The organism is Nitrospira sp. (genome assembly GCA_016788885.1).
In the GTDB taxonomy this organism is placed as follows: Bacteria; Nitrospirota; Nitrospiria; order Nitrospirales; family Nitrospiraceae; genus Nitrospira_A.
In genome coordinates, this window is record JAEURX010000075.1 from 122,457 (window position 1) to 148,384 (window position 25,928).

The following is a 25,928-nucleotide window of genomic DNA, read 5'->3' on the forward strand; positions in this document are numbered from 1 at the left end:
GTGCGGGGGCAGCGCTATGACCAGGCAGGGAGTGACGTGCCATCGGTCATGCGCCAATGAGGAACCCAAACCAGTGCCACGAGTTTGACGGCGATATTGGATTTGCTGGGCTTGAGCATGATGCGGTCGAGTGTTTCCGTCAGCGGATCAGTCGCAGCCGCCAACGCGGAGGTTTCGGCGTTGAACTGCGATTCAAGATCAGACAACTGTTGTTGCAGGGCCGCGACATTGTCTTCGGCATGGCTCACATCCTTCGATTCCTTCATGGCCCGGCCCGCACCACGGATCGCGGTCGTCGCCTTGCCGATCGTGGTCGCGCTGATCGTCTTCCGTCCCAGGAACGCCCCCAAGATCGTCGCACCGACGGAAATCGCTGCTTGCAACTGACTGCTTCGGGATTCCGCCTGTTGCCGCTCGACCATCTGCTCCGCGCGCCGGATACGATCTTGGAGGGCTGCAATCTTGGGCGAATACTTTTTCCGCAGGGCGTCGCTTTGCTGATCACGTTGCTCACGCCCGGCCTGCTGGAGTCGCACCCGGAAATCGCGTTCCGATTCACCAGGCCGCGACAAGGCATTCGCACTCGGGCTGCGAAAGAGTTCGAGCGTGTGCGTACGATAGATCCAACCTGAGAGCGCACTCTTCCAGACCTCATATTGTTTGGCCTGACTCGCGATACCGGGGAGCGGCTCGAACTTGGTACGGTCGACCGGTTCGCGCTCCAGATCGGCCAAGGCGATCTCCGCGAGGTGCGACTGTTCCCATTCCAGCGGAATCGCGCCGGTCCCGATCGCCGCCAGGCGCGTCAGCTCGTTCGTCGTATCAACCGCCGCTTTAGTATCCACAAACCGCACCTGAACCGCCCCGAGCACCATGGGCTGATAGACGAGTGCGGCCGTGTCAGGCTGCGCGCTCCGCAAGGGTACAAAATATTGCGGCACATCGGGCGGCACGATCGGACGGGCCGCCGCCGCGTGCGTCCCCTCCTGTGCCGATCGCGACACTCCCGCTACCTGCGCGGCGCGACCCGACAGACCGGCAGATGGGTGCGCGCTTCGCATCGGCGCCATCAATTGCTTGATTTGTGTCCGCGTCAGCGGGCCGCGCAGGTACGACAAGGTCCAGCGAGTTTGGAAGACTTCCGGCGCATCCTCGTGGACATTGTTCAGGAGAAACACCCGGTTCCCGAGCCCCGCCAGCGTTTGCTCCATCTGTTGGCGATCAAACCTTTTCCCGCTACTGGCTGCCGCACCCTCCAGCCCCTCGATCACCCGCGCCTTGTCGCGCTCCGTTTGCAGCCGACCAATGAACCAGGTGCCGGTATTGGCCAATCCCTTGTAATCGAGATCGACCGGATTTTGCGTCGCCAATACGACACCCAGCCCGAACGCCCGTGCCTGCTTGAGCAGGGTCAACAGCGGCGCCTTGGAGGGAGGATTGGCCACAGGCGGGAAGTAGCCGAAAATTTCGTCCATGTAGAGAATCGCCCGCAGGCTGGTCGTGCCGGATTGCGAACGAACCCAGCCCAACGTTTGATTCAGCAACAGTGAGACAAAAAACATCCGTTCTGCATCATTCAAATGCGCAATCGAAAAAATGGCGATCCGTGGCTTCCCGGACGCCCCGTACAGCATCTGTCCGACGTCCAGTGGTTCCCCTTCCATCCAAGCGGCAAATCCCGGCGCAGCCAACAAATTGTTCAGTTGCATGGCCAGCGCGAACCGCTCCTTCGACGGAAAGAACGATTCCAGATCCAACACCCCGACCTTCACCAGCGGCGGCGCTTGAATCTGATGAATCAGCGCGGCCAGATCCAAATCTCGCCCCGCCCGCCAGGCGCTGTCGAGAATCGACGACAGGAGAATATGTTCACGGCTCTTGATCGGGTCAGCTTGCAAACCGATCAAACCCAGGAGACTGGTCACCGTCGTGCCGATCCGTTCGCGCAGGAGTTCCGCATCATCCAGCATCTCGGGCGGCGGCGCGGCAAACGACTTCAGAATCGACACCGGCAATCCCGCATTGCTCCCCGGCGTGTAGATGGCGAAGTCGGCGGCATCTCTCAATGTTTGGATACGCGCGGCGCTTTGTCCCCATTCACCCAACCCTTTCTCCCACAGCGCCGCCTGCTGTGCCGCGTAGTCGGCAGGCGCAAGTCCCTTCTTGCGTGCATCGTCTTCATTGATCCAGAGGGCAAAGTCCTCACCTCGAAGTTGCGGAAACGTGAGCAGCAGGTTCGCGAGGTCTCCCTTGGGGTCGATGACAATAGCGGGAATCCCGTCGATCGCGGCTTCTTCCAGCAGCCCGACGCACAGCCCCGTCTTGCCGCTTCCCGTCATGCCGACGCAGACCGCATGAGTCACCAGATCCTTGGAGTCATACAGCAGCCATCCCGGCTTGGCTTTCTTCGCGGCCAGATCGTACGGTCGACCGAGATAGAACACCCCGAGCTTCTCGAAATCAGCGGCCCCTGCGCTCGACGGATCTGGCGCGGACGCACCGAGGATGCTGTCGGTCGTGGCCACGGCTTTGGCCTTCGTCTCTGTCTTTTTCGGCGGCATAGATGATCCCCCAGTGGAGCCAGCAGGAATCGCAGAACGCTGCGGAATGTCGACCGGCATTCTAGTAAGCAGGGGCACGGACTGCAAGCCGTTCACGCATCGGTTTCCGCACGGCAACCGGTCCTCACGTTCACCCCTCGCGTACTAATTCAATTGCGAAATCGGTTGGCTCACTGGCAGGATGCAGCTGACATGCATCGTCACTGGATCATCTCGCTCGCGCTGGCCCTCTTTGGGCTTCCTGGTCTCGCCCTGGCCGAGGCTCCGCCCCAAAGCGTGCACTGGGGCGCCATCGCCTTTCCGGACCATGACCCAACCTTGACCCTGAGCACGGCTGTGCTGGATCGCTTCACGGAATTCGACGGCGCCGGCAAACGCTACAACGATATGCATCAGACGATGGGCTTCAACTTTTTTACGGTGAGTTGGACGAAGCCCCTCTCGCAGTTACCCGGCTGGAATCTCAATCTCACGGCGGGTGGCGGGCCGACCAGGGATGGCCCCAGCCGGTTCCTACAGAATGATGTCGTCCACAAATTACGCGGCTTTGACCCGGTCCCGGTCGGCGAGAAGCGTGACGCCAATGACTTCATGCTGAGCGGCACGATGACGCGCTGGTTCGGCATCCTGGGAACCAGTGACGTCTTCTTTGCCGGAGTGGGCGGCGCCGGCGGCTCACTGTACTACGAACCCTACGTACAAGCCGGCTTTCGACGTCTGGCCATCTTGGGCGTGATCCCGTTCCTCGGCGACTATCTTCGCGTGTCCGCACTGGGGCGCTACGGCCGCCCCTTCAGCGGCGCGGCGTTTCACCAGGTCGCCCCGCAATCCTATCTCGCGCAGGCATCAGTGGGATTGGGCAACTATCAGCACTGGAAGGATTCGACGCCCTGGGAAATCGAACTCGCCGTGACCGTCGATTCCGGACTGTTCGTGGACCATCGAGGAGATGCGCTGGAAGAACGATTCGTCTCACTGGCGCTGCGTTATTCTGCCTTCACCTTCGAAACGTGGAACGATCTCATCAATCAAAAAGACTATGGTCCGACCTTCGGCGCCCGCCTGACACTCGATCTGTTCTATCTGTACGATCGCTGGTTTCACTGAAGGTCAGTGGCGTTCACGCTGACAGGCTCACGTAACCACCTCAGCCTGAACCTACCGCAAAACACCCACGAACCAGAGCAGCACGAGAATGCTGGCCGGGACGCCCAACAACCAGAGGATGAACCCTTTGCCCATCGGTCCCATGGACCCCTCCTTGTGAGCTGTAGCTCACGGTAAGAACGCCGCCGCCGTAAGCTCGCGATTCAAAGCCGCGACCATGTTCAGATGTGCGCGGTAATCTTGTTCAAGATCCGCCACAAATAGGTCGGCATGCTTCCGTTGCAGGACCTGTCCGAATTCGGCTTGCCTACTGACTGGGATGTCATACAGAGCCGCCAAGGCGCTCACATATTGCCCGCCACCTGCTGCCGCTTCCTGCCTGAGATTTTCGTATGCCACCCCTGCAAATAGATTGATCTTCTGTTCCTTCACGATCATGCCATCGGACGTAAAGAGTTCATTCGGGCTCGTGCTGGAGAAAAAATTGACGGTCGTATCGACCGTGGCTTTGGTGGTGTTACAGGCCCCAACCGACAAGCCGACGGCCAGGACCCACAGAGTCACACCCAGGTGGCGCATGGATTGTGTTGATGCCATACGAACCTCCTTCCCGCTCACTCCCGGCAAGTTGAACAGCGCTTCCTGTTCACTTATAGCGGGCGAGCAGGAACAGTGCCCCTGGTGATTACCCTGGAGGAACCGGGAATACGCTCCTGGCGAGAACGCTGTGGGTGAAACACGTCTGGTCTTGAGAGGAAGCTGGAGTGCGAACTATTCAGAAACCGCAAGGGAACGGCCGGTCACAAAATGCCCGACACCGTCACCATTCTTTAAACACGACAAAGACGGCGCCGATCATCATGCCGAACCCAACCAGATAATTCCATTTCAGCTCTTCCTTGAGATAGACGACCGAGAAGACGCAGAACACGATAAGCGTAATCACTTCCTGTATCGTTTTGAGCTGCGCCGCGGTGAATTCATAATGGCCGATACGATTGGCGGGAACCTGGAAGCAGTACTCCACGAACGCGATGCCCCAACTCGCCAGAATCGCCATCCACAACGGCGACTCTTTGTATTTCAGATGCCCATACCAGGCGAAGGTCATGAAGATGTTGGAGATGGTCAGTAAAAGAATGGTGTGCATGGGCCTCCTCTGGGATATGGGGAAACAGCAGCGGGGAAAGAAGTACTTCCTTGGAGACTGAACATCATTGGCGTCTCCTGCCTCCCCACATCTCTCCATTCATAGCGGGGTGGAAGGGTAGAGTCTTCGGAGTCGGCATGGCGGGCGTGGAGAGATGCAGCGGATAAACTTGCCGTTGTGCGACGGCATGCGACCTTCGGTCGCGCCTCACAGTCGCACACGGCAACAGGTAGCGGGTCGTGAGCAGTCCGCGCTCATCGCATCATGCCTATCCCTAACGCGCCACCCCTCAGACCCCCGCTTCTCTTAACACCTGTCCCGTAAACGACCGCTTGGATTTGGCGATCTCCTTCGGCGGTCCTTCGGCCACGATCTCGCCGCCGCGGTCGCCGCCCTCAGGCCCCAGGTCGATCACCCAGTCTGCGTTGCGAATCATGTCGAGATTGTGCTCGATCACCAGGACGGTATTACCGCTTTCAACCAGGCGGTCGAGCACGTCCAGCAGACGTTGCGTATCGGCGAAGTGAAGGCCGGTCGTCGGCTCATCGAGGATGTACATGGTGCGGCCAGTGGGTCGCTTGGAGAGCTCGCGCGAGAGCTTCACCCGCTGGGCTTCGCCGCCGGAGAGCGTGGTGGCCGACTGCCCGAGTTTCACATAGTGGAGCCCGACGTCGTGCAGCGTTTGGAGTTTCGCCTTGATGTAGGGAATGTTCTCGAAAAATTCCAGTGCATCATCGACCGTCATATTCAAAACATCGGCGATGCTGCGCCCCTTGTACTGAATGTCCAAGGTTTCCCGGTTGTAGCGCTGCCCCTTGCACACCTCACAAGTGACATAGACGTCTGGCAAAAAATGCATCTCGATTTTGATGAGCCCATCGCCCTGACAGGCTTCACATCGGCCGCCTTTCACATTGAAGCTGTAGCGGCCTGGCTTGTACCCGCGCACCCGCGACTCCGGCAGGTTCGAAAAGAGATCGCGAATGAAGGTGAACAGTCCGGTGTAGGTGGCCGGATTGGAGCGGGGCGTGCGCCCAATGGGCGACTGGTCGATGTCGATGATCTTATCCAGCGCCTCAACCCCCTTCAGTTCCTTACACCCATCGATCTTCGGCTTCTTCTGATACAGCAGTTGCGAGAGCGAGTGGAACAACACTTCGAGCACGAGCGTGCTCTTTCCCGACCCCGACACACCGGTCACGCAGGTGAGCAAGCCCAACGGCACGTTGAGGGTCACCCCTTTCAAATTGTGTTTCTTGGCGCCGACGACCGTCAGGAACCCTTTGGGCTTTCGCGTGCGCGCCGGCAACGAGACCATCTGCGCGCCGAGCAGATACTGCCCCGTGAGGGAGTCGGGGTTGGCCATCACCTGTTTGGGTGTGCCTTGAGCAATGATTTTTCCGCCATGCGTGCCGGCGCCGGGCCCGAGATCGAGAATGTAATCGGCCGCCTGCATGGTCTCCGCATCGTGCTCGACGACGATGACGGTATTGCCGAGATCGCGAAGACGCAGCAGTGTCTGCAACAGACGCCGATTGTCGCGCTGATGCAGACCGATCGACGGTTCATCCAGGATGTACAACACGCCCACCAGCCCCGAACCGATCTGCGTGGCAAGCCGAATCCGTTGCCCCTCGCCGCCGGACAAGGTGGCCGCCGGACGGTCCAAGGTCAGATAGTCCAGACCGACATTGACGAGAAATCCCAGCCGCTCGCGGATTTCTTTTAAGATCCGATGCGCGATCACCAGTTCGCGTTCGGTGAACGTGAGTCCGGCAAAAAAATCCGCCGCCGCCCGCACCGACAGCTCGGTCACTTCGGCGATGGAGCGCTTGGCGATCTTCACCGCCAGACTCTCCGGCTTGAGACGCGCGCCGTGGCAACGTTCACACCGTTCCAGCAACGTGAAATCTTCGTCTTCAGATGCGCCCGGCGCCATCGCGTAGCCGATACCATCGCAAGCGGGGCATGCCCCATGCGGGCTGTTGAAGGAGAAGACCCGGGGCGTAATCTCGGGATAACTCACTCCACACTTGATACACGCCAGCTTGTCACTATAGACGTGCACTTTGCCCGGCTCCGTGAGCACCCCGACCAATCCCCCAGCCAGCTTCACCGACGTTTCGACGGAATCCGCGATCCGTCGCATCAACGCATCGCCTGGCTTCATCACCAGCCGATCGACGACGATCTCGATGTTGTGCTTTTTCTGCTTGTCGAGGACGATGTCGTCGCCGAGATCAACGATCTCGCCGTTGATTCTCGCCCTGACATACCCGGCCTTCCGCATCTCCAGTAATTCTTTTCGATACTCGCCTTTCCGGCCACGAACGATGGGCGAGAGGATCTGAAACTTCGAGCCTTCCGGCAGTTCACAGATCGCATCCACCATTTGCTGCACCGTCTGCGCGGTAATCTCCTGGCCACATTGAAAACAACAGGGATGGCCGACACGGGCGTACAGCAGGCGGAGATAGTCGTAAATTTCCGTGACCGTCCCAACGGTCGAGCGGGGATTGTGGCTGGTGCTTTTCTGTTCGATGGAAATAGCGGGCGACAACCCCTCGATGGAATCCACATCGGGCTTGCCCATCTGTTCGAGGAACTGCCTGGCATAAGCCGAGAGCGACTCCACGTACCGCCGCTGGCCTTCGGCATAGATGGTATCAAACGCCAGGGAGGACTTCCCCGACCCGCTCAGCCCGGTGATGACGACGAGTTTGTCTCGCGGAATCTCGACATCGAGATTCTTCAGATTGTGCTCACGCGCACCTTTCACGACAATGGTATTGCTCATAAGGGCGGGATTATAACACGCCGCTCCCACACGCTCGTTCGCCTCATCCTCATTGTCCCCACCCCAGGCCGGATCATCCCGGCCTCGATCGGGCCTCGGCCGTGTCGGAAAACGGGCAGTTTAGTTTTTTCCCCGACCTGCCGATAGGGAGGTGTGGGCACTTCCGTATCCCAACCATAACCATCTACGATAGTTCAGCCACTATGCATGACGTGCTGAGCCTCTTTAAGCGCAACATCAATCAACTCTTTGGAATTACGGTCGATATCCTCAACGTCGGCCGCTCCCTCCAACAGCTGTCGCTGTCCATGCAAATTCTTGCGAACAACGGCGTGGTCCAAGCCGCCAAGATTCCCGGCGGAAAAGGCCGGCCCATGCTGGCCCTGGTCGAGATCCTGAACAACACCCCTAAGGAAATCCGCCCGGAGGTGGCCGCGTTAGAGCACCTCTGTGCCGGGTTGGCCAAGGTCACCGCGAGCAGCTCGAACATCATCTGGCGGTATCATCAGTTGATTGCCAGCCTCCTGTCGGCGATGGCGCATGGGGAACGCTCCTCGGCCTCCAACGGTCTGGACTCGTTGTCACATTTGCGCTTCACCACGGCGGCGGATCTCACTCAACTGACTCAGCATCCAGCGTTTATCTCCGCGGAAGCGCTTGAGCGCGAAAATCGTCAATTTGTGGTCAACCTTTGCCAGGCCAATCTCACCGAGTTGCATGAGCGGCTCAAAGAGGCGCTGCGCTGTTTGGGAGAGACCCAACAGGCCCTGGGCGGGCTTAAATCGATCGGACTCACCGCTCGCTACATGGCATTTTGCATCGCTTCCGAAGCGGCCGGGCTGGCGGAGGCAGAGGCCAACTTCAAGAACCTGGCGACCGAAATCACCCGTGTCGTGGATGACCTGGACGGAAAGACGCTTGCCATGAAAAAGGCCATCGAACATGGGCAGGAGCTGTTAGACCTGCTGTTGAAGGGATATACCTATGCAAAGTAAAGTCTTGTTCCACAAAGACGACCATCAGTGGGTCGTGATCGGCCGGGACCCGGAAAAGGACGATCATGTCATCGACACCAATGAATATGTGATCATCCATCGCGGCCACGCCATGCTGTTGGACCCAGGAGGCATTCAGATTTTCCCCCAGGTGCTGGCTGAACTGGCGAAATATGTCCGCATGCAGGATATCAAGGTGATCTTCGCCAGCCACCAGGACCCGGACATTTGCTCGTCGCTTGCCATGTGGCTCGACTTGAACCCATCAATCAAGACTTACTGCTCTTGGCTCTGGACCGGCTTTGTCAGCCATTTCAGCACCGGCGCCGTTATCATGTTAAACCCGATCCCCGACGACGGCATGCGCATCAAAATCGGCGAGGAAGGCCCGGAAGTGGAAGCTGTTCCAGCCCATTACTGCCACTCTTCGGGAAACTTTTCCTTGTACGACCCGACGGCGGGAATCCTCTTTTCCGGCGACATCGGGTCGGCCCTGGTGCCCAATCACGAGGCCAGTCTCGTGGTCACCGACTTTGATCAACATATCCAGTACATGCGCGGCTTTCATCTCCGTTGGATGCCGTCGACCACCGCGCTCCGCGGATGGGTCCAACGGGTTCGTGCGATCAAGCCGAAGATGATCTGCCCGCAGCACGGGTCGATTTTCCAGGGGGAGCACGTCGGCAAACTGCTCGATTGGCTGGAAAGCCTCGAAGTCGGTCAGTGGAAAGGGGCTACGCCCAAGTCCGACACCCGCGCCGCCGCCTGAGTTCATTGCCCGGCAACCAACATCGGCCCGCCACCAGCGTTTCACCAGCCCCCCCGCGATCTTGACAACAGGCAAAAGCGGGTGCTACCACCCTCCCATGGTGCGGGCAGAACAATCTCCGATAACCGAACCAACAGAAGGGGCGGCGAAAGCCGTCTCGACGTGGTCCGGTCAGGCTCGTGAACAGGCCGTTCAGCGCATGTTCACCGCGATCGCAGGCGTCTACGATCTCAACAATACCCTGCTCAGCTTCGGCCTCCATCACCATTGGAAACGCCTCACGGCCTCCTACGTGCCCACCGTGACGAACGGCCGCGCGCTCGACATCGGCGCCGGAACAGCGGACCTCGCACTGTTGATCGAACCGAAAATGGGCGAAGAGGGCCATGTCGTGGCGTCCGATTTGAATCATGCCATGTTGGCTGAAGGACTTCGCAAAGTTGCGGGTCGCGGACTCCTCGACCGAATCACCTGCCTGCAAGCGAATGCCGAACATCTGGGATTTCCCGATGACACGTTCCACGCCGTCACAACAGGATTCTGCATGCGGAATGTCGGCAACCTGACGCAGGCGTTCACGGAAATCCGGCGGGTATTACGGCCGGGCGGCCGCTTCGTCTGCCTGGAATTCTCCCGACCGGCCTATGGCTGGTTACGTGCACTCTATGATTGGTATTCCTTCCGTCTGCTGCCATGGATTGGCACGAAGGTCGCGCGGGACCGAACCGGGGTGTACGAATATCTTCCGGCGTCGATCCGCACGTTTCCCGACCAGGAACGCCTGGCAGCACTCTTGCGCGACGCGGGATTCCGCCAGGTCGAGTACCGCAACCTTACCGGCGGCATCGTCGCGATCCATGTGGCCACTAAATAACAACACGCGATCAGCTTTCAGCTCTCAGCGCAGGCTGATGGCTATGAGCTGACGGCTGATGGCTGATGAATTCCATCCTCTACATTTTTCTGCCCTGTAAGAAGGTCTATCCGATCGGCGTGACCTACCTGGCGGACTTCATCCATCGCCGGAAGCCGGAGGTACGGCAGCGCATTCTCGACCTGTCCTTGTTTCCTGAGTCGCAGCGCACACAGGCGATCCGGGATGTTGCGCTCGACTTCAAGCCGGACCTGGTCTGTTTTTCGTGGCGGGATATTCAGATTTTTTCCCCTCACGAAGGTGATGCGTCACTGGAGCACGCCTTCAATTTTTACTTCGCCAGCAATCCGATCAAACGGGTCGCCGCGTCATTCGCCGGCTTGAAGCAGCTGTATCGGTATTACAGCCACATTCGCGCGAACCTCTCGTACCCCTGGTTGATCCGAAAGGAATTCCCCAAGAGCCAGATCATGATCGGCGGCGGCGCGTTTACGGCGTTTGCCGATCAACTGATCGAAAAACTTCCGGAAGGCACCATTGGAATTCTGGGTGAGGGGGAAGACGCGATTCTCAAGGTGGTCAACGGTGAATCGCTGGAACACGAACGCTATATCATTCGAGAAGGAAACCAGACGCGCAAAGGCCAGCAGGGCTCACCGGCACTACTCGACGCGTTGACCGTCGATTTGCCCTATCTCACCTCCATTTTCCCTCAGCATGCCTCGTATATGGATGAGTCGATCGGCGTCCAGACGAAACGCGGGTGCCCCTACGATTGCGCGTTCTGCCTCTATCCCTACATTGAAGGCAAACGGGTACGGTATCGGCCGCCTGAAATGGTCGTCAAAGACATCTCTCAGCACTATCATCAGTGGGGTGCGCGCAGATTCTGGTTTACCGATGCCCAGTTCATCACAGGGAAGGAAGCCTATCCGCAGTGCACGGAGATTCTCGAACGAATCCTGAGTGAGAAGCTGGAGATTGAGTGGTCGGGCTATATTCGCACCTCGTTGATCACACCGGAGCTGGCCAAGCTGATGGTGCGATCGGGTGTGGGAGATTTGGAAGTCGCCATTACGTCCGGATCGCAGGAGGTGCTGAACAACCTGCACATGGGCTTCAAGCTCGAACGCCTGTACGATGGATGTCGTTACCTGGCCGAAGCCGGGTTCAAGGGGAAGGTCATCCTCAATTATTCACTAAACTCCCCGAAGGAGACCGAAGACAGCCTGCTTCAAAGCGTCGAGTCCTACAAGAAGGTCGCGGCGATCCTGGGAGAGGAGCGTGTCTTCCCCTTGATGTTCTTTCTTGGAATCCAACCGAATACGGACTTGGAACATCGATTGCTGGAGGAAGGGTACCTGTCTGCAGGATACAATCCGCTCATGCTCACGCCGACGAGCATTCGCAAACTGCTGTATAACCCGGCCCCCCTCAACAAGCTCATCGCGAAAGCCTGCCTCACGGCCTGGCAACAGAAAGAAGGCAGCCGCGACCCACGAGCCTGGTCCGGCTCGCTCTCACAAACCGCGCCGACTGAGGGGAAACCGGACCACACGCACTATGCCGACGCGAATCTGATTCGAGGAGTGCACAACAACTCCGGACGGGACGCACTCCTGACCTTGGAAGAGATCCTCCGGTCTCGCCGCCCCACTCACCCGACTGCGGCTCAGGCGGAAAAGACTGCTGTGAGTCCAACGAGTTAGCTGTTATCCACAGGCCATGCGCTTGCCGTGGGTTTGCTTGCATTCCCCGAGAGCACGGTGCTATCATGCCGCTTCTTTTGGGGTAAAGTTCCATTCAACCGTTTGAATTCTTGGCGGTTCTCTGATCTCTTCCCCCTATAGAGTGTTTGCCTAGGAGGCGTTTCGATGTACAAGACCATCTATATCCCGGTCGACAATTCCGACCATTCTAATACAGCCGTTGATGTCGGAGTTGAACTGGCGAAAACCTACGGCTCCAAGATTGTGGGCAGCCACGTCTATGCCGCCAAGATGCACGATAAACGATTCAAGCAGATGGAGGCCGGGCTTCCGGAGGAATATCACGACGAGAAGGAACTCGACCGGCAGCGCCAGATCCACGACTCGCTGATCACGCGCGGACTCCAGATCATCACCGACTCCTACCTTGATTACGTCGATAAAAAATGTAACGAAGCCAACCTACCGGTGGAGCGTCGCTCGTTGGAGGGCCGGAACTGGAAGGTCTTGGCTGAGGATATCAACACCAACGCCTACGATCTTGTCATCATGGGCGCCTTGGGAGTCGGTGCCGTCAAGGACAGCGTGATCGGCAGCAACACTGAACGAGTACTTCGGCGTGTGCGGAACTCCGACATGCTGATCATCAAGCAACCTCAACCGATGGGCACGGGCAAAATCGTCGTCGCCGTCGACGGCAGTCCCTATTCATTCGGCGGACTCATGACCGGCTTGGCACTCGGCAAGGCGTTCAACGTCCCGGTCGAAGTCATTTCCGCCTTTGACCCCTACTTCCACTATGCCGCATTCCACAGCATCTCCGGCGTGTTGAACGAAGAAGCCGGCAAGGTGTTCCGCTTCAAGGAGCAGGAAAAGCTGCACGAAGAGGTCATCGACAGCGGGTTGGCGAAGATCTACCAGTCACATCTCGACATTTCCCGTGAAATCGCCCAAGCCGAGCAGACCGACGTCAAAACGACGTTGCTGGACGGCAAGGCCTTCGAGAAGATCATTCAATATGTGCGTAAAGAGAACCCGTGGCTGCTCATCGTCGGCCGAATCGGCGTCCACAGCGACGAAGACATGGACATCGGCAGCAACACGGAAAACCTACTGCGCTCCGCCGCCTGCAATATTCTGGTGTCGAATCGTAAGTATGTTCCACCCATCGATACGCAGGCAGAGTACACCATCGCCTGGACGGAAGAAGCGTTGCGACGCATGGAGCGGATTCCTGTATTTGCCCGAGGGGTCGCCAAGACCGCCATCCACCGCTATGCCATCGAGAAGGGACACACGATCATCAGCAACACGGTCGTCGACGCAGCGGTCGGACACATCCTTCCGAAAGGCGCGATGGACGCGATGCGGGCGCTCGGCGGAAACCTCGATGCCGCCGGGATTGATCGCGACAAGATGCAAGCCGACGATTCGGTCGCGCAGGATCTGATGGGCTCGACGCTGAGCGGCATGATGACCCAGGTCGTCGAAGAAAAGCCGGTTCACAGCCCCGGGACACAGGCGTATCTGGATCGTATGAGCCAGAACTACTTTGTCTGCGACGGTTGCGGATACATCGGCAAGGGCGATACCCCCGTGAAGTGCCCCGTATGCAGCGCCGATGGCGATCGATTCAAGCAGGTCGACAAGTCGATCTTCGAAGCGGCGGCCAAGGCAGAGGGTGGACTCGAAACCGATGTCGCCTATGACGATATTCCGATGCAATGGACGAAGGATGCCAAAGAGGCCATTCGCGCCGTGCCGGCTGGATTCCAGCGTCGTCGGGCAAAGGCCAAGATTGAAAAGAGCGCCCGCAAGCTCGGCATGACGACCATTACGCTCGAATACGCCGCTCCCATGATTCAGGAAGCAGCGGCCGAAGATTACACCCCGATTTTCGCCAACAAAGGGACCGGAACCGCACCCGAGCCGGCAGTCGCGGAAACCAACGGAACCAGTGCCCCTACGCCCAACGGCAATGGAACATCGGAGCCCGAAACGGCTGCTTCTCCCTACACCTGGACGCCTGATGCTCAGGGCCGTCTGGACCGTGCACCGGAAGGGTTCATGCGGGAATGCACCAAGGCCTTGATCGAGAAACACGCCGATAAAATCGGAACCACCGTCATTACATTAGAAGTTGCAACCGAGGGAATTGAACAGGCGAAGGGTTACATGGCCGACGCCATGAAAACCGGCAATCTCAAAGACATGATTGCCAACCTGACTGGCTCCTCCAAGACCGGGGCAAACCGGTGATGGGTAAGTCGTTGCCGGTTATCAATATTCCCTTTCTCGGCGATAAGCTGGAATCGCTTCAGCAGCAGATCTCCAAGTTCATCTCCCCGACGTCTCCATTGCCGGGACCGAACGATGGTCGCACCGTTGACGATTTCAAGCCGTACCTCGTGGCACTGAATCTCACCAAGCGATGCAACCTCAAATGCGATCACTGCTACCTTGACGCCACCACCAAAGCCGGTGGAGGATCCGACGAACTCAGCACGGAAGAGTGCTTCCGCCTCATCGATCAAATTGCCGAAGTGAACAAGGGATGCCTGTTGGTGATCACCGGCGGCGAGCCGCTCGTACGGCCGGACATTCTGGACATTGCCCGCCATGCGGTTGGACTCGGCTTTATCGTCGTGTTCGGCACCAATGGCATGTTGATCAACGATCGCATGGCCAAAACATTGGTGGAAATCGGCGTCATGGGCGTCGGTATCAGCATCGATTCCCTTGATCCAGCCAAACACGATCAATTTCGAGGCGTCCCCGGTGCCTTCGCGAGCGCACTGGCCGGTATCGAGGCGTGCAAACGCAACGGCCTTCAATTCCAAGTGCACTTTAGCGCCCAACCCATGAACTACCAGGAGTTGCCGCAGGTGGTGGAATGGGCCCATACGCTCGGGGCGCGGGTCTTGAATGTGTTCTTTATGGTCTGCACGGGGCGCGGAGAAGAACTGACCGATATCAGCCCGCAGCAATACGAAGAAGTGCTGGGCTACTTAGTGGATTGCCAAGATCAATACAAAGACATGCTGGTCCGGGCCCGTTGTGCCCCGCATTTCAAACGGCTGGCCTATGAAAAAGATCCCAATTCTCCACTCACCAAGGCGACGGGCTACATGGGCGGCGGTTGCCTGGCCGGAACCAATTATGCGCGCGTCACGCCGAACGGAGAGCTGACTCCCTGTCCGTATATGCCGCTGTCGGCCGGCAATGTGCGCGAGGCAAGCTTCGTCGATCTGTGGGAACGCTCCGACGTCTTCAATTCCTTCCGCTACCCGCAGCTGAAGGGGAAGTGCGGAGATTGCGAATACACCGATATTTGCGGAGGCTGCCGCGCCCGTCCCTATGTCGACCACGGCGACTGGCTAGATGAGGATCAGTGGTGCCTCTACACCCCCAAGGGTGGCGAAAAAATTAAGGTCGCCTTTAATACTCCCGAAGAGACTGCCGTCGCATGGGACGAAGCGTCCGAACTTCGTCTGAGCCGGATTCCCTACTTCCTCCGCGCCATGGTCAAGAAAGGCGTCGAACGGCATGCCCGGGAAAATGGCATTGCTCTGATCACCATTGAACTCATGGAAGAGCTGCGCAAGAAGCGGTTCGGAAACGACGCCCCGGTCTTCAACTTTGACATGCGAGGGAAGGAGTAGGGACCGGCCTGCGCAGCGACTGTAGCCACCTGACTGCCATCGTCGCCCGCTCCCCTCCAATTGACCATGGATTCCGTACAAAGCATTTTCCTTGATCTCAATCAGCTCATTCCCATCGTCAATCATTGGTTTCATCTGCTCTCTGCCGTCATTTGGATCGGCGGCCTCGCATTTCTTGTGATGGCCGTGGCTCCGGGGCTGCGTGAGGGCGGGCTCCCGAAAGAATACATCCGTCCAATCACCGACGCATTCTATCGCCACTACAAACGGGTGGCAGGTATTCTCCTGGTCGTCCTGCTGTTTACCGGCGGCATCAACTTACACTACGTCAACCAGATCTTCGTCTCGCAGACCGGCCAAGGGTTGCAGAACCATCCGAAGTACCTCTGGATCTTCTGCATCAAGCTGATCCTGGTCCTGTGCCTCCTGACGCTGTTCCTGTATACCGTCATCTTCAAGTCCGATGAGGATGAAGAGGAGGAGGGTGAAACCTACGAATCGATTCCCTTTCAACGTGCCGCCCTCTGGATGGGCTTCTTTATCATCCTCTGCGCTGCTGCAATGAAGCACTTGCATCAGTAGGCACGCGCGCAATCCCTCATCCCCTTTCCCCGACATCGACTCTCGCCCCCTAAGAACCCCCTGTTGCTCGGCCAGCTGGCTCAGCGACATCCCCGACCCCATTTCATGCTTCCTTCCACCATCGGCTCAAAATCTGTTGGCATTCGTAGGCCGATCCAGGTACCCTGCGACCGCGCACATGGCATGTGTGTTGCTTACTATGGCTGAGACCGCGCGATTCATCGCTCCACACTCGCGGTCCCTTGCTGATTGATCCAGACTGGCGCCGCCTCGGTTGCCCGAAAACCGGACCGACCATGCATGCACTATTTCCCTAATCTCGCCCAGCATGAGGAGATACGCCATGCCTATCCGCCTACACCGTGCCTTGCTCCTGACCGCCCTCTTCCTCATCTTTTCGCCCTTGCACTGTCGGGCAATCGATCCCGTCCCATCCCAGAATCCAGCCACCCCTCTTAACCACGGGCTGTCGGATCTGGAACTGCAGCAGTGGTACCACTTGTCAGCCGGAACTCAGCTGATTCCGTATGATTGGCTGGTGGCGCTAGTGGATGACTCCCTCACGAAAATATTCGCGGTGACGGGGCTCGTCGCAGACCCAGGGCACTCCGACAAACTCCCGGTCGGATTTGCCAAGACCGAAGGGCCGAATATCCCTGTGCCACAAGCCGGTTTCACCTGTTCGTTTTGTCACACGACTCAGTTCAGCTATAAAGGTCACGCGATCAAGATCGACGGCGGCCCCTCACTCCAATACAATTCGCGCTTCCTCAACGCCCTCATCCAACGACTGGGTATGCTGCTTCCTCCGGATCAGCCCGCATTCCTCAAGAGCCTAAAAGAACAGACTCCCCCCGAGCCCTTCAAGACCTTTGCCACTCGTGTCCTCGCCAGTCGTGGAGAAGCCGTGACCGCCTACACACTCACCAAACTGGCGCAGGATGTGAGAATGCACACCCAGGGATTGATTTCCCGCAGCGGGAGAGATCTTTCTCCTGAGCAGTGGGGGCCAGGCCGGTTTGATGCGCTCGGCCGCGGCGGGAATATGGTGTTTACCGCGCTCAATCCTGACAATCTCCGGCCCGCAAACGCCCCGGTCAGCATTCCTCCCCTGTGGGGCGTATGGGAGTATGATTGGGTCCAGTGGGCCGGGTCGATTCAACATCCGCTGGCAAGGAATATCGGCCAGGTGATTGGCGTCAACGCCGGACTCTTCAATTGGGTACAGCCCGGTGTCGACATTCCATCGGAGAAAGACAAGGTCTTCCGCTCGTCTGTCGATATTGAATCGCTCAAAACCCTCGAAAACCTGGCACGCCGCCTGAGTCCACCGCAGTGGCCGTCCGTCTTCCCGCCCATCAATCGAGAATTGGCGGCCCGCGGCAAAGACCTCTACCACGGCAATAAAGCCAAAGGGATTCAGAACCTCTGTGCCCATTGTCACGTTCCTGCAAAAATCTCCAACGCGTCCGACAACGCCCCAAGTCTCCAGATCACGATGGTGCCCCTCCAAGAAATTGGAACCGATTCTCTCTATCTGGAGAATTTTTCCCGACGCACCGTGGACACGAGTTTCTTAGGCCGCGGACGGATTTCTGCAAGAGAAGCTTCGGAATATGTCACAACCGAATTACTGGCCGTGAACAATGCCTCGAACGAACCTGAGTATCAAGGCCGGCCAAATATCTGGCGAGACAAGGCGCAATATATCGCTCGTCCTCATGTAGCCGTGTGGGCCACCGCTCCGTACCTCCACAATGGATCGATCCCAAACCTCTATGAACTGCTCTCGCCGACCAGAGAACGGAGCACCTGTTTCGCCCTCAACCCGAACATGGAGTTTGACCCTGTGAAGGTGGGTTTCGTCACGGAAGACTGCACCGGACTCCCCCCGTCGCCGACACAACCCGCACGCTTCGAATTCAAAACGATGTTGCCGGGCAACAGCAACCGAGGCCACGAATTTGCCGACACAACCGATTGTGACAATGCACGAAGCAATGGGATCTTGGGATGTGCACTGCCGGTAGACGACCGCTGGGCCATCATCGAATACTTAAAGACCTGTGATATTGCGAGGCAACTCCTGCCGATGGCTCTGGTCTGCCGAGATCCCGACTAGCAGGGATGTCCAAACCCTCAGGTGCCGCTCGTGCACACCAGGGAAGCATCACACAAGGCCGCTCACGCATGACCGATCTCCTCTCCAAAGAACATTCGATCCTTGAACGCCCGTTCATGGAATTCCGCCCCTTCGGCCTAAACGCCCAGGGAGAGAAAATCTGCGACATCAGTGGGGTCGTCGTCCAGTCGAACGTGGACTACATGTGCGACTACCTCTCGCGCACCGCCGGCGAGGAAGTGGCCACACACGCGCTGGATGAACTCTGTCGCCTCCTGAATGCGCGCCTCCCCGATCGGTCCTATCACGTCACCCCAGACTTTCTCCGCAACATTTGGAATAGTTATTCGTATGAGTTCGTCTGCTACCTGCGGGAATTCTGCGAACAGCTCTCCGGCGATCCAGACTTCCACGTCAATGTGGGCACGCACCGCAAGGTTCCACCACTGATCCAAATCCTCTGCCGTCCGTTTTCAACGCCACAGCTCTACAAGATGTGGCCTCACCTCGGCAGGAAATATGTCCGCAACGTACTGGAGTTTGAGGTCGGTCGAGTGACTCGACGCTCAGCCGTCCTGCGCATGACGTTTACCGATCAGGCGCTGGCCCAATTCGGTCCCTACCGCAAGCGTTGCGTCGACGTGATCTGCCTCTCCTGCAAGACCAGCATTGCTCGGGTACAAACCCAATTACACGGCATACCACCGGCCACGGTCCGGGATCTTTCCTGTACCGCCAACGGCGATCCCTATTGCGAATGGGAATTCACCTGGACGCCGCAGGTCCGCAGCTCCATGCCGCTGGCCGTGTGGCTGCTCGTGGCAGGAGGAATGTTTGCGTACCTGCACCTGCGCTGGCCGACCGTGCCGACCATCGAGTCCCTAGGGCTTGCGGCGATTCCCGCATCGCTGTTGTGGTGGATGATGACCAGTCAGATGCGACGGGCCGCCAAACCGTTGCAGCGACTCATCCAGGATCAGGAGCAGGTCGTCGATGCTCGCCATGAAGAATTGCGCGAAGCCTATCTGGAGCAACAGAGCACGGCCGTCACCTTGCGTCGGAAGGTCAATGAGCTCACCACCTTGCATCGTGCAGGGCTACTGTTCAGTTCGACCTTTGATCGGGACGAGCTGCTGACCAAGGTCTTGGATACCATTGTCCACGACCTACACTACGACCGCGCCCTCATCGCCCAATTCGATCGCGAGCGGCGGGTCCTGCACAATTTTCGCGTGCGAGGGCTGCCGCCGGAGGTCGCGGAGTTCCTGCGCACCCAAGAAGTGGCCGTCACCGACCCCAATGGCATTGAGGCCGCCATCCTCCTGCGCGGCGAACCGGTCCTGACCAACAACGTCCAAGACATTTGGGACCGCCTGAACCCGTTCGATCAGCAATTGATCAAGATGATCAATGTGCAATCCTTCATGACCGTCCCGCTCAAGACACATCATGCCGTCTTGGGGGCACTCTCCGTCGATCGCACGCACCAACACGCGTTGACCCAGGACGACCTTGACATGCTGATGACCCTCGCCAGCCAAGTCGCCATTGCCCTGGATAATGCCCACGCCTATCGACAGATCGAATCGCTCAATGCCGGTCTGGAAGCCCGCGTACGGGAGCGCACCGCGGAGTTGGAAGCCGTCAACGCGCAGCTCAAGCAAATGGATCGACTGAAATCCAAATTCCTCGCCCACGTCTCCCATGAGCTGCGTACGCCCCTTACCAGTATCGTCGGATTTGCAGACAACATGCTCGAAGGATTGGTCGGCTCCCTGAACGTGAAGCAGGAGCAATATCTCGCCCGTATCAAAGCCAATGGCACCAGACTGGCGCGCATGATCACCGATCTGCTCGACCTCTCTCGCGTCGAGGCCGGCAAACTGGTGCTGTCCTTCGACCATATTGCTCTGCAAACGGTGGTGAGCGATGTCATCGAGCAACTCCTTCCCCTCGCCATCACCAAACATCTCCAGATTGAAATCCAGAGCCCCGACCCCACCTTGCTGGTCTGGGCCGATCCGGATCGACTCAGCCAAATTTTGACGAATCTCTTGGATAATGCTATCAAGTACACGCCGGACGGGGGGCACATATCGGTGGAGCTCTCGGTCGCAGACCAGGAGATGGCTCGGATCGTCGTCCGCGACAACGGTCAAGGCATTCCCCCCGACGCCCTGCCCAAGCTCTTCGATCCATTTTTCCGCGTGCACCATCAGGAGCGGAGTCAAACGAAAGGGCTTGGTCTTGGACTCGCGATCGTCAAAGATCTAGTCGAGTTGCACGGCGGCACCATTGCAGTGCACAGCGCGTTGAATCAGGGGACAGCATTTACCTTCACGATTCCGCTGCATTCTCGTGCCTCGACTCCAGCCGGCCCTCTGCCATCTGTGCGCCGCAGACTATTGGTGGTGGATGACGATCCTGACATTTGCGACCTCCTGCGGGATCGTCTCGAATCGGAAGGCTTTCAGGTCGAGAGTGCCTCAGATGGAAAGACCGCCCTGCGAGTGTTGGCAGACACACCGGTGGATGGAGTGCTCTTGGACATCGCGCTCCCGGAACTCGATGGGTTCGATGTTCTCCGTCAACTACGGCCTAGCCATCCCACCCTCCCGGTGGTCATGATGACGGCCGTGGAAGCACTGGATCGCGCCATGGCGGCCGTGGAGGCCGGAGCCCAGGGCTACCTGCTGAAGCCGTTTGATGCTAGTCGGCTTCGCCACATCATTGATCGTTGGTTTCAACACCAGCCGACTCACCCCGACTCACCAAGAGGACAATAACTCGATGTTGCTCACGCAGCGCCTCCGCCAATCCCTCGTACTGGTCCTCATGCTGGTGTTTTCCGGTGGACTGCTGTTCCCGACACAGGCTCACGCTCAAACCCCGCGTCTCCAAGGACAGTCGGCTTCCGCGGCCGCCATGGGGAACGCCTTCGTCGCGCAGGCCGATGACCCCTCCGCATTGCATTACAACCCCGCCGGCATGACACAGTTGCATGGGTTCCAGACCCTCTTCGGGACGTCGCTGATCGGCGGGACCACCCAATTCACCAGTCCGACCGGCGCTCAAGTGACAGGAGATCGAAACGGGAGCCTGGCTTGGCCGCCTCCGGGTCATGTATACCTCGTCGCCAATCTGAAGGATCTCGGACTGTCGGCACTCGGAAACTTCAGCGCGGGAATTGGGTTCAACAATCCTTTCGGCTCGCTCACCAGGTACCCGATTGATGGTCCCTTCCGCAGTGCCCTCACCTTTACCACCTTGCCGCTCCTGGACATCAAACCGACCATCGCCTACAAGCTCAATGACCAGTTGTCATTCGGTTTGGGCGCCGACATCTACACCTTTTCGGGTTTGTTCGGAGAGGGCCACCTCGAGCAAAAATCCATCTGGCCAGGAGGACAGGGGATTGCACCCGGCTCACTGGTCGAGATCAACGGGGGTGATACCACAGCGGGGTTTAACGTCAGCCTGCTGTATACACCGTTCCGTAACAGCGATGGCAAACCCCTCGTGAACATCGGGCTGGTTTATCGGAGTCAAGCCACGTTCCATCTCACCGGAACGCTATTAGCCAATGGCGCCTTAGTGGCCAACACCGCAGCCACCTTCGTGCTCCCGCAAGTATTCTCCGGCGGCATGGCGGTCTGGCCGGTCCGTACCGCCGATCGTGAGTGGAAACTGGAGTTCGACGTCGACTATGTCGGCTGGAAGTCGAACCGAACCCTCGATATTCACCTTTCCAACGGCGCGCTGCTGCCCTTTCCACAAAACTGGCAAAGCGGCTATACCACCATGGTCGGCACCGAATATCGCTGGCTGAATATGCCGGCCATGCCCGACTGGGATGTGGCTCTACGAGCCGGGTATATGAATCAACAGACTCAAATCCCAGATCGTACATTCAATCCAGGAGTTCCCTCCGCCAACTCCCACATCCCCTCGGTGGGAATCGGGCTGGCCTGCCACGCGAACGGGTCTTTCCTGGGATTGCTGCGCTGCGGCGAATTGGGTATCGGTCCCCTCAAACCACAATTATTCGCCATCGATTTGGCCTATCAGGCCGCCTTCTATGAAGTTCGAACCGTGACCGGCAACCAGAACCCGAGCGTCAATGGCCGCTACGACACACTCATTCACGCCGGCTCACTTTCCCTGCGGTTCAACTATTAACTCCGCCTCCTCATCGAATCGCAGTGCTCAATGGCCTCCTCTTCGTTGGACCTGGGGCACAGCGGTTGCTTCTCCCTTGTCACAGAGAGACCGCTGAGATCCATCGCCAGCCAGGGCATTGATTGAGGCGTAGGGCACAGCCGGACGATCGTGGCCAGTTGTCGATGTTCAACCGGCCACCTGTCATGGCCTCTGGATCATGCCCATCCAGCACTGAGTCGTCTGCCTCTGCCCACGCCATCTGCCGCGTCTCCGTCCCCAACGGAGACGCGGCACTCTCTCCGCAGCCTCACATTCACTCATGAGTTCCGATCCGCCTGACACGAGAGAGGGAAGACTGTTCCGTGACAGCCGCGTATCGAATTCGATACGCGGCAGAATCCATTCCGATACCATCTCACGCATAGTCCTCCGAAATAGAGGGCTACGCTTCGCGATGACGCACCGCTACACCTCAACTAGACCTGACACTCCCGCATCATCTCGATTCTTCGGTCTCACCAAACCAAAGTGGCATAGCTGTTGCTGCTACGAAGAGAACATTACAACAGGACGCTACTTCCTGCATGCAGGACAGACTATCGGAATAGAAAGGAGCCTGACATGGAACTCGTCATGGGGGGTCTCCTCGTAGGCATCAGCGGTATGTTGGCCTTGTTGATTGTGGCCGTCTGGAAGGACAACGCGTCTCATAGACGTGAGACGAATCCTACACATCGAGGCGTCTAGCCATATCGCCATGAGGTTTGTACAAAGAGCCGTGCCGCCTGACGAAGGAACAAGCCAAATTGAAGAGGCGCCCTCCGCGCCTCTTGCGCAAAGGAGTTGCACGATGAATCGCTTCATCTATCTGAGACCACACAAACGCCAGCGGATGACCGTCAGCCTGCCGGCCGAATTGCTCGAGCGCATGCGTGATGCCGCCTACTGGACATCCGGCACCACCATGGCAGGATTGATCTCTTCAGCGATGGAAGATCTGCTTCACAATTTAGAGACTCAAAATGGCCGCCCCTTCTCCCCTCGACTGCAAGACCTGAAGCCTGGGCGACCTCGGACGAATAAAGCCATACACACGCCTGTATCTGAAAGCATACAATCCGTATCCGGTTAGATACGCGGCTCCGCTCGCTGCACCCCACCTCGCGAAGCCCGCATCCCGCACCGAGAGCCCTCTCGCATCTGGAGGACCGGGTCTGTACGGCTGTGGGCCAACAAGCATGCCTTTTGCCTGAAGATCATGTGATCCAGCTCAGGTTCGTTTTTTTCTTCCACGTGACAACGCTTGACATATTCGACCAGAGCCTCCCGGGATGCTATGCACCGTAGAATTCAGCTGGCCTGCTCAGCATCTCTCCCCTCGTCGCCAACGGCAGACGCTCATCGACTGCCCCTGCCCCCCCAACCTAGTGCGACGCAGAGGCGACGACTGTGGCTGTCCCTCTTCGGGACACTCGTGAGCCTCTGGTGCATTGCCCTCGGCCAGGCGCAGGAAACACCTGCTTCCGATGCGAGCCGCACCACGCTCGCACGAACCGGCGAAGAGCTGGAATTTCTAAGGGAGGAGGAAACCGTCAGCATTGCTACCCGCCACGAACAGCCGATTTCGCAAGCACCTTCTAACGTATATGTGATTACCGACGAAGACATTCGCCATTCCGGTGCCACCGACATTCCGACCATTCTCCGGCGCGTACCAGGCCTGGATGTCATGCAGGTCACAGGAGCGGACTTCAACGTGAGCACACGAGGCGACAACCAACTCTTCGCCAACAAACTCCTCGTCATGGTCGACGGTCGATCGATGTACATCGACGGGCAGGGTCTGGTGTTCTGGAAATCGCTCCCGGTCACCTTGCCGGAAATCAAACGCATCGAAGTCCTCAAAGGGCCGGCTTCCGTCGTGTACGGATTTAATGCGTTCGACGGGGTCATCAACATCATCACCAAATCGGCCCAGGAGATGAACGGGACAACACTCCAATTCGGTGGCGGCGAACTCGGCACAATTTCGAGTGCGGCCGTCCACGCCGGCTCCGCCGGAAAGCTCGACTATCGCCTCTCCATCGGGCGGGATCAGAATCAGCAATGGCGAAACACGGACGCGCTGGCGTTCCGGTCGAATAAGTTTAATGTCCAGACACAATATAACTTTTCGGGAGACGCCACGTTGCGCGTGGCCGGTGGATTCATCGATACGAATCGGTTCGATGGGCCGGTTTCAAACGTGCAGATTCCCCAATCCCAGTTCAACCAGGGCTATACGGACGTTCACTATCAATACCGGAATTTCTCGCTTCGTGGCTGGTGGCAGGGCAACGATATTCCCGTCGACTCCGCCACTCATCCGCTGCTCTCCCGGTTCGTCAGACAGACCAATGCCACCGGCGGCTCGAATGTCTCCTTCACCACACAGACATATAACCTCGAAGCACAGCACAGTCTCGAACTGAGCTCGTCCAATCGCCTGAGTTATGGCATCAACTACCGATACAACGTGGTCGACGGCGCGGCCGTCTCAGAGTTGGGACGCGAGGATCGCCTTGGTTTTCATCTGCAGGATGAATGGAAACTTCTATCACCACTCACCCTGGTAGCGGGTATCCGTTATGACCTCCATACTCGCATCAATGGTACCTGGAGCCCGCGAGTGGCCCTGATTTACAGCCTGACTCCTGAGCATACGTTTCGCATCAGCGGATCAGTCGCCTATCGTCCGCCGACGTTGTTCGAGTCGAATCTTGACCTGCGGATCTCGCCGACCACTCCGCCCTTGTTCGCCCCCATTCCGCTCTTCGGTTCGCAGAAACTCAACCCCGAGCAGATTATCTCTTATGAGGCCGGCTATCAGGGCTGGTGGCTGAAACACCGGCTTCGGACCAGACTCGACGTGTTCTTCAATCACCTCTCTGATTTGATCAATTTCCAAACCATCGGCACCACCCGGACGCTCGTCAACGGCGGAGAGGCCGACATCTATGGCACCGAGGCGGGATTCGAATTCCTGGTCACCCGATGGCTGAGCGGGTTTGCCAATGCGTCCTATCAGAAAATCGGGCAGACCTTCACCGGAGTGTCCCGACGAGGAGGGCCGGATTGGAAGGCCAACGTTGGAATGCGCGGCGAGTGGGACAGTGGGCTCAACGGAGAGATCGCGGTGCACTACGTGGCCAGCGCCACCTATCCGCTGATCGAATTGTTTTCCGCCCTTGCGCCGGTGCTTCCCACGCCGACTAGTTCAACCGTTGATAGCTATACCTTGTTGAATCTGCGCGGCGGGTATCGATTCTGGCACGACAAAGCCGAGGTGGCCGTCTCGGTCTTTAATGCGCTCAACGATCGCCACAAGGAACATCCTCTGGGCGACACACTCGGCAGCCGAGTCATGGGCTGGTTCACGATCAGACTTTGAGTGATCACT

The 25,928-nt window shown here is 58.1% G+C and carries 17 protein-coding genes; 13 read left to right on the plus strand and 4 right to left on the minus strand.

The features are described from left to right. Positions 1-14: 14 nt before the first annotated feature. Positions 15-2,507 carry an ATP-binding protein gene (locus JNL86_18270; GenBank protein ID MBL8044860.1) on the minus strand — a complete coding sequence of 831 codons (2,493 nt, stop codon included), beginning with the start codon at positions 2,505-2,507 and terminating at the stop codon, positions 15-17. Positions 2,508-2,753: 246 nt separating this feature from the next. Here JNL86_18270 and JNL86_18275 point away from each other — a divergent pair, with 246 nt between their 5' ends. Then, positions 2,754-3,668, plus strand: coding sequence for a hypothetical protein (locus JNL86_18275; protein MBL8044861.1), 915 nt, complete (start codon positions 2,754-2,756; stop codon positions 3,666-3,668). Positions 3,669-3,836: 168 nt separating this feature from the next. On the opposite strand, the gene JNL86_18280 is transcribed toward JNL86_18275, so the two are convergent. The 3 genes from JNL86_18280 to uvrA all read right to left on the minus strand — a co-directional run bounded on the left by JNL86_18280 (position 3,837) and on the right by uvrA (position 7,615). After that, the gene (locus tag JNL86_18280) at positions 3,837-4,265 is read right to left on the minus strand and encodes a DUF3015 family protein (GenBank protein ID MBL8044862.1); all 429 of its coding nucleotides are present in this window, start codon (positions 4,263-4,265) and stop codon (positions 3,837-3,839) included. Between the two features lie 223 nt (positions 4,266-4,488). Then, on the minus strand, positions 4,489-4,818 hold the full coding sequence (locus tag JNL86_18285) for a DMT family protein (protein ID MBL8044863.1): 330 nt from the start codon (positions 4,816-4,818) through the stop codon (positions 4,489-4,491). Positions 4,819-5,107: 289 nt separating this feature from the next. After that, on the minus strand, positions 5,108-7,615 hold the full coding sequence (gene uvrA / locus JNL86_18290) for an excinuclease ABC subunit UvrA (protein MBL8044864.1): 2,508 nt from the start codon (positions 7,613-7,615) through the stop codon (positions 5,108-5,110). Between the two features lie 203 nt (positions 7,616-7,818). Here uvrA and JNL86_18295 point away from each other — a divergent pair, with 203 nt between their 5' ends. The 12 genes from JNL86_18295 to JNL86_18350 all read left to right on the plus strand — a co-directional run bounded on the left by JNL86_18295 (position 7,819) and on the right by JNL86_18350 (position 25,919). After that, complete coding sequence (locus tag JNL86_18295) at positions 7,819-8,610, plus strand: hypothetical protein (protein ID MBL8044865.1); 792 nt, start codon at positions 7,819-7,821, stop codon at positions 8,608-8,610. Next, on the plus strand, positions 8,600-9,379 hold the full coding sequence (locus tag JNL86_18300) for an MBL fold metallo-hydrolase (protein ID MBL8044866.1): 780 nt from the start codon (positions 8,600-8,602) through the stop codon (positions 9,377-9,379). The genes JNL86_18295 and JNL86_18300 overlap by 11 nt, the downstream gene beginning before the upstream one ends. A gap of 97 nt (positions 9,380-9,476) precedes the next feature. Beyond that, positions 9,477-10,253, plus strand: coding sequence for a class I SAM-dependent methyltransferase (locus JNL86_18305; GenBank protein ID MBL8044867.1), 777 nt, complete (start codon positions 9,477-9,479; stop codon positions 10,251-10,253). 65 nt (positions 10,254-10,318) lie between these two features. Next, positions 10,319-11,962, plus strand: a complete 1,644-nt coding sequence (locus JNL86_18310) for a radical SAM protein (GenBank protein MBL8044868.1) — start codon at positions 10,319-10,321, stop codon at positions 11,960-11,962. A 165-nt stretch (positions 11,963-12,127) separates the two neighbouring features. Continuing rightward, positions 12,128-14,221 (plus strand): universal stress protein, encoded by a 2,094-nt coding sequence (locus JNL86_18315; protein MBL8044869.1) that lies wholly within the window; start codon positions 12,128-12,130, stop codon positions 14,219-14,221. Beyond that, a complete protein-coding gene (locus JNL86_18320; GenBank protein ID MBL8044870.1) occupies positions 14,221-15,624 on the plus strand; it encodes a radical SAM protein in 1,404 nt (467 codons plus the stop codon). Before JNL86_18315 ends, JNL86_18320 begins: the two co-directional genes overlap by 1 nt. 66 nt (positions 15,625-15,690) lie before the next feature. After that, a complete protein-coding gene (locus tag JNL86_18325) occupies positions 15,691-16,206 on the plus strand; it encodes a hypothetical protein (GenBank protein ID MBL8044871.1) in 516 nt (171 codons plus the stop codon). Between the two features lie 343 nt (positions 16,207-16,549). Next, positions 16,550-18,328 carry a hypothetical protein gene (locus JNL86_18330; GenBank protein ID MBL8044872.1) on the plus strand — a complete coding sequence of 593 codons (1,779 nt, stop codon included), beginning with the start codon at positions 16,550-16,552 and terminating at the stop codon, positions 18,326-18,328. 68 nt (positions 18,329-18,396) lie between these two features. Further along, positions 18,397-21,114: a response regulator gene (locus JNL86_18335; GenBank protein MBL8044873.1), complete on the plus strand. Its 2,718-nt coding sequence runs from the start codon at positions 18,397-18,399 to the stop codon at positions 21,112-21,114. A 4-nt stretch (positions 21,115-21,118) separates the two neighbouring features. Next, entirely contained in the window at positions 21,119-22,507 is a 1,389-nt protein-coding gene (locus JNL86_18340; protein MBL8044874.1) for an outer membrane protein transport protein, read from the plus strand. A gap of 832 nt (positions 22,508-23,339) precedes the next feature. After that, the gene (locus tag JNL86_18345) at positions 23,340-23,621 is read left to right on the plus strand and encodes a hypothetical protein (GenBank protein MBL8044875.1); all 282 of its coding nucleotides are present in this window, start codon (positions 23,340-23,342) and stop codon (positions 23,619-23,621) included. A gap of 204 nt (positions 23,622-23,825) precedes the next feature. After that, on the plus strand, positions 23,826-25,919 hold the full coding sequence (locus JNL86_18350; protein MBL8044876.1) for a TonB-dependent receptor: 2,094 nt from the start codon (positions 23,826-23,828) through the stop codon (positions 25,917-25,919). The last annotated feature ends 9 nt before the right edge of the window (positions 25,920-25,928 follow it).